The organism is Ensifer sp. (assembly GCF_035999135.1).
Classification (GTDB): domain Bacteria; phylum Pseudomonadota; class Alphaproteobacteria; order Rhizobiales; family Rhizobiaceae; genus Ensifer.
On record NZ_DASYGZ010000180.1, the window covers coordinates 40377 to 50667 of the forward strand.

The following is a 10291-nucleotide window of genomic DNA, read 5'->3' on the forward strand; positions in this document are numbered from 1 at the left end:
CGAACGGGCGCGCCCGGCGGGCGCGCCTTTTCTTCGGCGCGACATTGTTCCTATGCCGAGGCCAGCTGGCGCCCGAAGATGCGCTCCACCGATGGCGCAAGGCGCAGAAGCTCGCGTGTGTATTCGTGCTTCGGCGCGGTGAAGAGCGTTTCGGTCTCCGAAAGTTCGACGATCTCGCCTGCCTTCATCACCGCGACGCGGTCGCACATCTGGCGGATGACCGCCAGATCGTGGCTGATGAACAGCATGGAAAGGCCGGCGAGATCGCGCAGATCCTTCAACAGGTTGAGCAACTGCGCCTGGACGGAGACGTCGAGTGCCGAAGTCGGCTCGTCGCAGATAAGCAGCGACGGGCGGGGCCCAAGCGCGCGGGCAATGGCGATACGCTGGCGCTGGCCGCCGGAGAAGGCATGCGCAAAGCGCGCTCCGGCGTCCGACGGGAGGCCGACGGCTTCGAGCAGGGTCCTGGCATCCTCACGGGCTTCCTGCGCATTCGCGGCGAGCTTGTAGAACAGGATCGGTTCGGCGATGGCGGCGTTGATGCGCAGCCGCGGATTAAGGGCGGAATAGGGATCCTGGAACACCATCTGCAGGGATTGGCGGATCGATTTTTCGCGTCGGGCGCCAAGTGCCGTGCCCTGGAAGTCGATCGAGCCAGCACTCTGGGTCACCAGTCCGGCGATCGTGTTGGCAACGGTGGTCTTGCCGCAACCGGACTCGCCGACGAGGCCAAAGATCTCGCCGCGCCTGACGTCGAACGAAACGCCCTTGACGGCCTTAAACACCGACGCCTTGCGGCCGGGGAGCAGGGACCGTCCTCCATATTCCACCGCAAGGTCGCGCACCGAAAGAACCACGTCTTCGCGGCTGCCTGTCTCGGCACGCGCGCTCTTGCGCCGCACGCTGGCGCGGGCGTCAAGCGTCACCTGCGTTTCTTCGCTTGGGACCGGGAGACGGTCGAGGCGCGCATCGATGGGCGGCACGGCTGCGATCAGCGTGCGGGCGTAGGGCGCCTTGGGTGCAGTCAGCACCGTGCGTGTCGGACCGGTTTCAACGACCGCCCCGTTCTGCATTATGGTGACCCGATCGGCGATCTCGGCGACGACACCCATGTTGTGGGTGACGAGCAGGACCCCGACGCCGCGCTCGTCGGCGAGGTCGCGGATCAGCTTGAGGATTTGCGCCTGGACCGAAACGTCGAGGGCGGTGGTCGGTTCGTCGGCGACGATCAGTTGCGGGTTGCAGGCGAGCGCCGTGGCAATGACGACGCGTTGGCGTTGACCGCCGGACAGCTGGTGCGGATAGCTGCCGAGCCGGCGTTCAGGCTCGGGAATGCCGACGGCCCTCATCAGGTCGAGCGCGCGGGCCTTTGCTTCCCGGGACGAAAGCTTCAGATGGGTGAGCATGCCTTCGCAGAGCTGACTTTCCACCGTGAAAAGCGGGTTGAGGCTCGTCATCGGGTCCTGGAAGATCGCCCCGACATCGCGGCCGGGCACAATGCCCTCCGTGCGGCCGGTGCGCAGGTCGATCTCCTTGCCGGCGATCACGATCGAACCGGCGGCGATCTTGCCGGGTGCCTGTAACAGCCCCATGAGCGCATTGCCGACCGTGGTCTTGCCGGCGCCGGATTCGCCGACGAGGGCATGGATCTCGCCGGGCCGGATCGTGAGGTCGATATCCTTGACCGCGACAAGCGTGTCGCCATTGGCCAGCGGATACTCGACGCGGAGATTGCGGATGTCGAGGACGGGACGCGTTGTTTCGGTCATCTCATCGGGCCATCAGTTTGGGGTTGAAATGATCACGCAGGTAGTCGCCGATCACGTTGACGGCGAGAACGAGGACGACGAGCACCGTTGCGGGCATGACCGCGATCCACCAGAGACCGGAGAAGAGGAACTGGTTGCCGATGCGGATCAGCGTGCCGAGCGACGGATAGGTCGGTGGCATGCCGGCGCCGAGGAAGGAGAGTGTCGCCTCGGTCAGGATGGCGCCTGCAAGGTTGATCGTGGCGATGACCATGACCGAACTCATGATGTTCGGCAGGATGTGGCGCCCCATGATGCGCGGGGCCGGCAGCCCGATCACCTTGGCGGCGCGCACATAGTCCCGGGCGATCTCCACCATGGTCGATGCGCGCACGGTGCGCGCATATTGCACCCATTCGTTGATGGCGATCGAAAAGATCAGAACCAGCGGCGCCCAGGCGAGCATGGTCTCGGCGCTGAGCTGCGCGCGGGTGATGCCGCTGATCAGAAGCGCGACGAGGATGGTAGGGAAGCTGACGAAGATGTCGGCAATGCGCATGACGATGCCGTCGACCACCCCACCAAAGAAGCCGGCGACAAGGCCGAGCACAACGCCGAGCATGGCCGCAAAGACCACCGCGCCAAGGCCGATGAGGACGGAGATCCTCAAGCCGAACAGGATCACCGAGACAAGGTCGCGACCCTGGTTGTCAGTGCCCAGCAGGAAGCGGGGATCGCCACCGTCCATGAAGGCTGGTGGAATTTCCATGTCCATCAGCGAATAGGAAGCGACATCGCGCGGATCCATCGGCGCGATCAGCGGCGCGAATATCACGAGGATCAGCATGATGAGAAGCACCAGGCTGGCGATGATAACGGAAACCGGCGGAAGCCGGCGCATCAGGGATTGCGTGGCCATTATCGTGTCCTCAGGCGCGGATCGATGAAGGTGTAGAGAATGTCGACGATCATGTTGATCATCACGAACAGGAAGCCGACGAAGAGCAGGTACGCCGCCAGCACCGGCACGTCGGGGTAGCCGACGGCATTGGTGAAGAGCAGGCCCATGCCCGGCCATTGGAACACCGTTTCGGTGACGATGGCGAAGGCGATGAGCTGGCCGATCTGCAGACCGGTCACGGTGACGACAGGCATCAACGCGTTGCGCAATGCCAGCCGGCCGTAAATGTAGGTCCGGGGCAGACCGCGTGCGAAGGCGAAGCGGATGTAGTCCGACGACAGAACGTCGATCATTTCAGAACGCACCAGCCGCATGATCAGCGTCAGCTGAAACAGGGCCAGCGTGATCGACGGCAGGATCAGGGACTTCAGGCCCGAAAGCGACAGGAATCCGGTCTGCCACGGTCCGATATCGACGAGATCGCCGCGCCCTGAGGACGGCAGCCAGCGCAGATTGACCGCAAAGATAAGGATCAGCAACAGCCCCGTGACGAAGGTGGGCATGGAGATGCCGACAAGCGTCGCAGACTGCGTGAAGCGGGAGAGGAAGGCCTTTGGCTTCAGCGCGCAGAGCACGCCGAGCGGAATGCCGAGCGACAGCGCCAGCACGGTGGCGACCATCACCAGTTCCAGTGTGGCGGGCAGGCGGCTGAGCAGCAGGGTCGTCACTGGCTGTTGGTAGCGGTAGCTCGTGCCGAGATCGCCCGTCAGCACCTGGCCGACGAAAGTGGCGAACTGGACGAACACCGGCTTGTCGAGGCCGAGCGCGACGCGGACCGCGTCCTTTTCCGCCTGCGTGGCGCCCTCACGCACCATCGAGGCGACGGGATCGCCGACGAAACGGAACATGAAGAAGGCGATGGCGGTCACAGCAACCATCACGACGATGGCTTGAAGCAACCGGACTGAGAAGAGTCTGATCATCGGATAGTCCTTGCGAGGGAGCGAGCTTGCCCAAGGGCGAAAACCGGGGTGTTGCGCTCCCGCTTCCTCCGGGCTCCAAAGGAGCGGGGAGGGGTTGGCCCGGTCTGCCGCGTCGTCCCGGCTCGCTTTCGCTTAACCGGGACGGCGCCTGGGAGTTTCCCGATTACTTCTTGATCTGCGCAAACCACGGACGAACGTACTCGTCCGGGAACTGCGGCATGTCGACCTTGCTGCTCATGGCCCAGGCGACCGGCTGCTGGTGCAGCGGCAGGTAGAGTACCTGGTCATGGGTGATGCGGAAGGCCTCCTTCAGCATCTCGACACGCTTGGTCTCGTCGAGTTCGCTGGCAGCGGCGTGGGCTAGCTTGTCGATATCGGGATTGGAGAGCCCATCGGCATTGCTGCCGCCGAACGTGCCGTCATTGGTCGCAAGCAGCGCCTGCAGCGGGCTGAAGCCGTCCATAGGCGGCAGCGAGGCCCAGCCGAGCAGGTAGACGTCGAATTCGCCCTTGTCGGTGCGCGGGAAATAGGTCGTCTTACTCTCGACGTTCACATTGGCCTGAACGCCGATCTGCGCCCACATGGAAGCAACCGCAAGGCAGATCTGTTCATCGGCGATGTAGCGGTCGTTGGGGCAGGCAAGCCCGGTCTTGAAGCCGTCGGGATAGCCGGCTTCGGCAAGCAGCGCCTTGGCCTTGGCGACGTCATAGGGCAGCGGCACGTCGATATCCTCGTCGTAACCGGTTACGGCCGGCGCGACCAGCATGCCGGCAGTGCGCGACTTGCCGCGCATCAGGCGCTTCTGGATCGTGTTGGTATCGATCGCCTGCCACAAGGCCTGGCGCACACGTACGTCGCGAAGCGGGTTCGGCTGGCCCGGCGTTGCGTGGAGTTCCGGCCGGTAGCTGAAGACGAAGAAGATCGTGCGCAGCGACGGGTTTTCAACGACCTTCAGCCCATCGGTGGCCGCGATACGATCGATGTCCTGCAGAGGTACTGGCGCAATCATGTCGACTTCGCCGGACAATAGCGCGGCAACGCGGGTGGCGTCGGAGGCGATCGGGCGGAACTCGACCTCGTCCAGATTGTGCTGCGGCTTGTCCCACCACTCCTTGTTCACTTCAAAGACAGAGCGCGAATCCGGCTCATAGGCCTTCAGCTTGAAGGCGCCCGTGCCATTGGCGTGGTTGCTGGCATAGGTAACGACGCCGGTCGAGGCATTGCCGGGCTTCAGGGCGTCATGCTGCTCCATCCAGGGCTTGCTCATGATGTAGATGGCGGCAAGATCGTTGAGAAGCAGCGGATACGGTGCGCGCAGGATGAGGTCGACGGTGTATTCGTCCACCTTCTCGACACCAACCACCGTCGACAGGTTTTCCCGGTTGCGGGCGCCGGGATCGATCTGGCGCTGGATCGTCGCCACGACGTCGTCGGCGTTGAACGGCTGGCCCTCATGGAATTTCACGCCCTGGCGCAGCTTGAAGCGCCAGCGGGTCGGCTCAACGACTTCCCAGGATGTCGCCAGCGCCGGCTCAAGCTTCAGATCCTTGTTGCGACGCACCAGCGGGTCGAAAACCATGTGGTGAACGCTTTGCGTGAAGCTGTCGACCTGTGCGTTGGGGTCGTAGGAAATGACATCGCCGGACGAGGCCCAGCGCAGGGTTTCCGCAAGGGCCGGCGCTGACATCGGCACCAGCAGGGCGAACCCCGCCAAAAGGGTCTTGATAGAGGTCTTCATCGATTTCTCCCAGTTAACGTATACATATTTTTGCTTCTGTTGGATACGATTGTTCCCATAAAGAGTGTACATCTGATCAGAACAATATCAAGATGGGTAAAACCGGATTTGGTGGCGCTTTCTCAAAAAAGTTCGCCGTATCCGGCAGCCAGGAAGGGAACGCGCAATGACGGATGCACTGCTGATTGAAAACGCCACGATCGTGACGATGGATGTAGGACGGCGGATCATCGATCGCGGCCATATCCTCATTGAAGGCGGGCGCATCGTCCGTATCGGGGAGGGGGACTTTTTCGGAGAGGCGCCGGTCGAACGGATCGAGGCTGGCGGAATGGTGGCGATGCCCGGGTTGATCGATACCCACGCCCATGCGGGCCACATGCTGACCAAGGGGCTTGGCACCGAGGCGGAAGACTGGATGGATGTCACCGGACGAATCTATGCCACGGCGACCGACCCCGAGTTCTGGGCGGCAGAGGCGGCGCTCTCGGCGGCAGAACGGATCCGCTGCGGCACGACGACCGCGGCGCTGCTGTTCGGCGGGGGGCCGGACATCATGCGCACCGACGGTCCCGAAGCGGCGGAGGCGCACCTTGAGGCCATAGCGGCGATGGGCCTTCGCGAGGTCCTTGCCGTGGGGCCGAACCGGACCGGCCGTGACCACGTTTATCGCCAGTACACATCGACGGCGCATGACGACGTCATCGTGTCTCCCGACCGGCAGGTGGACGTCGCAACGGCCCTGGTCGACGCCTGGGCCGAACGGAACGACCGGCTCCGGGTTGTCTTTTCCCTACCGGTATTCGATCAGGCGGAGTTGCAGGACGAGGCGATCCACGGGATTGCATGCAAAGTGCGCGATCGCGCGCGCGAAAGAGGCGTGCTTCTGGTGCAGGACGGCCATCGAAGCGGCTCGATCGCAGCCAATGACGACCGGCTGGGGCTTTTCGATGAGCGCTCGCTGCTGGCCCACTGCATCGATCTGACTGCGAAGGATCGGGAGGTTCTTAAACGAACTGGGGCAAAAATTGCACACAATCCGAGCGCCATCATGTCGGTTTATGGTCGCTGCCCGGCACCCGAACTGATGGCGGACGGTGTCACCGTATCGCTCGGAACCGATGCGGCGGCGCCCGATCGCTCCTTCGACATGTTTCGCAACATGTTCCAGGCGCATCGCTACCATGCGCGCCATTTTGCCGATGACGCCGTGTTGCCGCCCCTGCAGCTCCTGGCCATGGCGACAATCGAAGGCGCACGCGCATTGAACATGGCGGATGAGATCGGTTCGCTTGAGGCCGGCAAGCGCGCCGACATCATTCTGGTGAACATGCGCCAGCCGCATCTGTGGCCGCCCCATGATCCGGCGCAACGCCTTGCACGCTACGCCAACGGAGCCGACGTCAACACGACCATCGTCGACGGGCGCATCCTGATGCGCGGCCGACGGCTCGTCGACCAGGACGAAGACGCCATTCTGGAGCGGGCGCTGAGCGCCTTCCATCGGGCCATGGCACGCGCCGGGCTCGGCACGCACTCGTGAGAGGAGAGGAATTCCAAATGTCGGCAGACCTGATAATACGCAATGCCCGTCCCTTCGGCGGCGCTGTCCAGGACCTGTTCATTCGCGACGGACGCTTTACCGCAATCGCTGGAGACCGCCCGGCGGACGAGATCGATGCGTCCGGCCACATTGCGCTGCCTGGCTTTGTCGAGGCGCATACCCATCTCGACAAGACATTGATCGGGATGGACTGGTTCGAGAACCGGGTGGGCCCAGCCCGCAACGACCGGATCCTCGCCGATCGAAAGGCCAAGCGTGAGCTCGGCATCGACGCGCGCCGCCAGTCCGCCCGCCAGATCGCCCAGACGCTTGCCTTTGGAGTCCTCAGCATCCGCAGCCATGTCGATGTCGACACCGAGATCGGGATTGCCAATATCCTGGGGGTGATCGAAACGCGCGAGGCGATGCGCGATCTGATCGACCTGCAGATCGTAGCCTTTCCGCAGAGCGGCATGCTTCAGCGTGAAGGCACCTTCGAGCTGATGGACGAGGCTTTGAGGGCCGGCGCGGATGTGGTCGGCGGCATCGACCCTGCGTCCATCGAGCGTGATCCGGTGCGCCATCTCGACGCGATTTTCGCCCTTGCCGATCGTCATGGCAAACCTGTCGACATCCATCTGCACGAACCGGGGGATCTCGGCGCTTTTTGTCTGGAACTCATCATCGAGCGGACGCGCGCGCTATCCCTTCAAGGCCAGGTGATGGTGAGCCATGCCTATTGTCTCGGGATGCTCGACGCGACCCGCCAACAGGCACTGATCAAGTCGATGGTTGACGAAGAGATCGCGGTGATGACGGTCGGCAGCCCCTCGGCGCCGGCGCTGCCGTTGCGGCTGATGCGCGAGCACGGTGTCACCGTCGCTTCCGGCTCCGATGGCATTCAGGGAACATGGGACCCGTTCGGCAGTGGGGACATGCTGGAGCGCGCCAAATATCTCGCTCAACGAAACGGCATGGCCAACGATGCTGACCTTGAAGAGACCGCGCGCATCTGTACGTCGGGCGGTGCCAGGGGGATCGGTCTTGCCGGTCACGCGCTTGATGAGGGCTGCTTCGGCGATCTCGTGCTTCTGCCCGCACGGAGCGTGGCGGAAGCGGTGGCCCTGACGCCACAAAACCGGACCGTGATCAGGCGCGGCCGCGTCGTCGTCGCCAGCGGGGAGGTGCTTGGAAGCATGCCCGCCCATGAATAGGGCAGGAGAGCGGCTTTACGGTGCTTTCCGTGTAGTGATAGCCTTTTGCAACCCGGCACCCGGCAGATTCCTGCAGTGTGTTTTGCGACGTTCAGGATGACCATGATCCCCAACCCTAACGGCAGCCATCAAAAATCGACCGTTCCGAAGTCGGATGCGGTCTATCGGATCTTGAAACGGGCGATCCTGGAGCAGGCGTTTGCCGCCGGTGCCAAGCTGCCTGAAGATTCGATCGGCGAGCGGCTCGGCGTGAGCCGCACGATCGTGCGTCAGGCGCTGGCACGCCTGAACGGGGAAGGTCTGATCGAGCAGCGCCCGAACAAGGGCGCATGCGTCGCCCATCCGAGCCTGGAAGACGGACACGACATTTTCGCAGTGCGCCGATCGCTTGAGACCTTGGTCGTCGACAGCCTGATCGGCAAGCTCACGGCTCCGATGGTCAAGGCGCTCGAGGCGCATGTGGACGCTGAAGACAAGGCCCGCATCGACAATCCGTCTGCCTCGATCCAACTCGCCGGCGAGTTTCACGTGCTGCTCGCGCAGTTGACGAAGAATGCGATCCTGTCGCGGTACGTGACGGAACTGGTTTCACGATCATCGATGATCCTATCTCTCTATGGCCGTCCCCATTCGTCCGATTGCGCCGTGTCCGAGCACCGCGAGTTGATCGCCGCGCTCGCGCGGAACGATCGCGAAGGCGCCTGCAAACTGATGGACCATCACATCGAAGCCATCACGTCGCGGGCGCTGTTCAAGAACAGCTCGGAGCACGACGTGTCGGATCTCCTTGCGGCCTATGCCAGGGAAGAGGGCCTGTAGGCGCCGGCGGCGCGGATCTCCGCCCGTGCCGACCCATTCGGGCGGGGCAGGTGGTGAAGGCGAGGGCGGCCGTCACCTGGCCCGTCCTGCTTGCGGCTATTCGATCAGGTCGATTTCACCATCGGGTTCGTACCAGGCGTGACGCCGTCTCGACCAGTAGATCGAGGCCGGCGCACGGAAGTCCGGCTCACCGAAACAGCCAACGGATACGACGAGCTTGTCGTTGATGACCTCGGCTTCCATGTAGAGGATGGTCCCGCAGTTCGGGCAGAACACCTGGTCCATCCACATACCGGCATCGTTCAGGCGCCGAAACCGTCGCCGGTCTCCCTCGTCAAGGGCAATGGCGTCCTTGCTGTAGCGCGCACGGTAGGAAAATGCGGATCCGGTCGCCTTCTGGCACTCCAGACAGGCGCAGGCATAGACCCGTTCAGGCGCTCCTTTTACGGTCAGGCGGAAACTGCCGCACGAGCAGGCGGCGGTGCGGATTTCATCGGTCTTTCGCTCACTCATCGCGAAACCATGAACCGTGCGAGTGCTGCGTCGGCGCCTTGTCCATCGCATCTTGTGGCCGCTGTTGAGCAGACCCTTTAATCAGGGCCGCGCCCATCCGGCCGGCACCGAGGGAACCTATTTTGGTCATTCGATTGAACTCCAGTTCCGAAGATCCCACTTGATAGGTCGGCCAGAAGCCATTGGTAAATTACGCACTTTCAAGTAACCGGTTACCTTGAAGTAAGGAGACACACATGAAGCGCCTGCCGGACGACGACTGTGGCTTTGCGAGCGCCCTCAACGTGATCGGCGGGAAATGGAAAACCGACATCCTCTGGGAGATCAACGTGGCGCCCCGCCGGTTTGGCGAACTTAAAAGGGTTCTCTCGGGCGTCAGCGAGAAGATGCTGGCCCAGGCGCTCCGCGAGATGGAGGCGGACGACCTCCTTCGTCGCAAGGTTTTTCCAGGCAAGGTGCAGCGGGTCGAGTACTCCGCAACCGAGTTCGGCCGCAGCCTGAACCAGGCGGTGACGGTGATGTCCCATTGGGGCAAGGCCTACGAGATCCGCATGGCCGAAAAGACGACGCAGGCGCTATCGATGCCCGTTTTCCCGTCTGCTTGAGGTGAGGTGGCCACATCATCCATCGAGAAACGATGGCCAGTTTGTCTCTGTTGCATTTGAAAATGGAATCCGCCCGGCTACGGGAAATGTGGCAGCGAAGTTGAACTGTCCGCGTTGGTGCAAAGTAGAAATGTCACTTTGGGCCGTCGCATGGCACGATGATCAGCCCCGATCGGAACGGCTGATCCGGTTGCAAGATCAGATCGGGGCGGGTGAAGGGCACCTCT

The 10291-nt window shown here is 62.9% G+C and carries 9 protein-coding genes; 4 read left to right on the forward strand and 5 right to left on the reverse strand.

Going from position 1 to position 10291, the window contains the following annotated elements:
- Window positions 1–50: 50 nt before the first annotated feature.
- The 4 genes from VGO12_RS23695 to VGO12_RS23710 form a co-directional block, all read right to left on the reverse strand.
- A complete protein-coding gene (locus tag VGO12_RS23695; RefSeq protein ID WP_327515181.1) occupies window positions 51–1769 on the reverse strand; it encodes an ABC transporter ATP-binding protein in 1719 nt (572 codons plus the stop codon).
- A gap of 1 nt (window position 1770) precedes the next feature.
- Entirely contained in the window at window positions 1771–2667 is an 897-nt protein-coding gene (locus VGO12_RS23700; RefSeq protein ID WP_327515182.1) for an ABC transporter permease, read from the reverse strand.
- The gene (locus VGO12_RS23705) at window positions 2667–3632 is read right to left on the reverse strand and encodes an ABC transporter permease (protein WP_327515183.1); all 966 of its coding nucleotides are present in this window, start codon (window positions 3630–3632) and stop codon (window positions 2667–2669) included. Before VGO12_RS23705 ends, VGO12_RS23700 begins: the two co-directional genes overlap by 1 nt.
- A gap of 163 nt (window positions 3633–3795) precedes the next feature.
- On the reverse strand, window positions 3796–5370 hold the full coding sequence (locus VGO12_RS23710) for an ABC transporter substrate-binding protein (RefSeq protein ID WP_327515184.1): 1575 nt from the start codon (window positions 5368–5370) through the stop codon (window positions 3796–3798).
- A gap of 166 nt (window positions 5371–5536) precedes the next feature.
- Between VGO12_RS23710 and VGO12_RS23715 the strand changes: the two genes are divergently transcribed.
- The 3 genes from VGO12_RS23715 to VGO12_RS23725 all read left to right on the forward strand — a co-directional run bounded on the left by VGO12_RS23715 (window position 5537) and on the right by VGO12_RS23725 (window position 8946).
- Window positions 5537–6913 (forward strand): amidohydrolase family protein, encoded by a 1377-nt coding sequence (locus tag VGO12_RS23715; RefSeq protein ID WP_327515185.1) that lies wholly within the window; start codon window positions 5537–5539, stop codon window positions 6911–6913.
- 17 nt (window positions 6914–6930) lie between these two features.
- Window positions 6931–8127, forward strand: a complete 1197-nt coding sequence (locus VGO12_RS23720) for an amidohydrolase (RefSeq protein ID WP_327515186.1) — start codon at window positions 6931–6933, stop codon at window positions 8125–8127.
- 102 nt (window positions 8128–8229) lie between these two features.
- Complete coding sequence (locus tag VGO12_RS23725; RefSeq protein ID WP_327515187.1) at window positions 8230–8946, forward strand: GntR family transcriptional regulator; 717 nt, start codon at window positions 8230–8232, stop codon at window positions 8944–8946.
- Window positions 8947–9042: 96 nt separating this feature from the next.
- On the opposite strand, the gene VGO12_RS23730 is transcribed toward VGO12_RS23725, so the two are convergent.
- Window positions 9043–9459 (reverse strand): GFA family protein, encoded by a 417-nt coding sequence (locus VGO12_RS23730; protein ID WP_327515188.1) that lies wholly within the window; start codon window positions 9457–9459, stop codon window positions 9043–9045.
- Window positions 9460–9695: 236 nt separating this feature from the next.
- On the opposite strand from VGO12_RS23730, the gene VGO12_RS23735 reads away from it, so the two are divergent.
- Window positions 9696–10064 carry a helix-turn-helix domain-containing protein gene (locus VGO12_RS23735; RefSeq protein WP_327515189.1) on the forward strand — a complete coding sequence of 123 codons (369 nt, stop codon included), beginning with the start codon at window positions 9696–9698 and terminating at the stop codon, window positions 10062–10064.
- Window positions 10065–10291 lie beyond the last annotated feature (227 nt).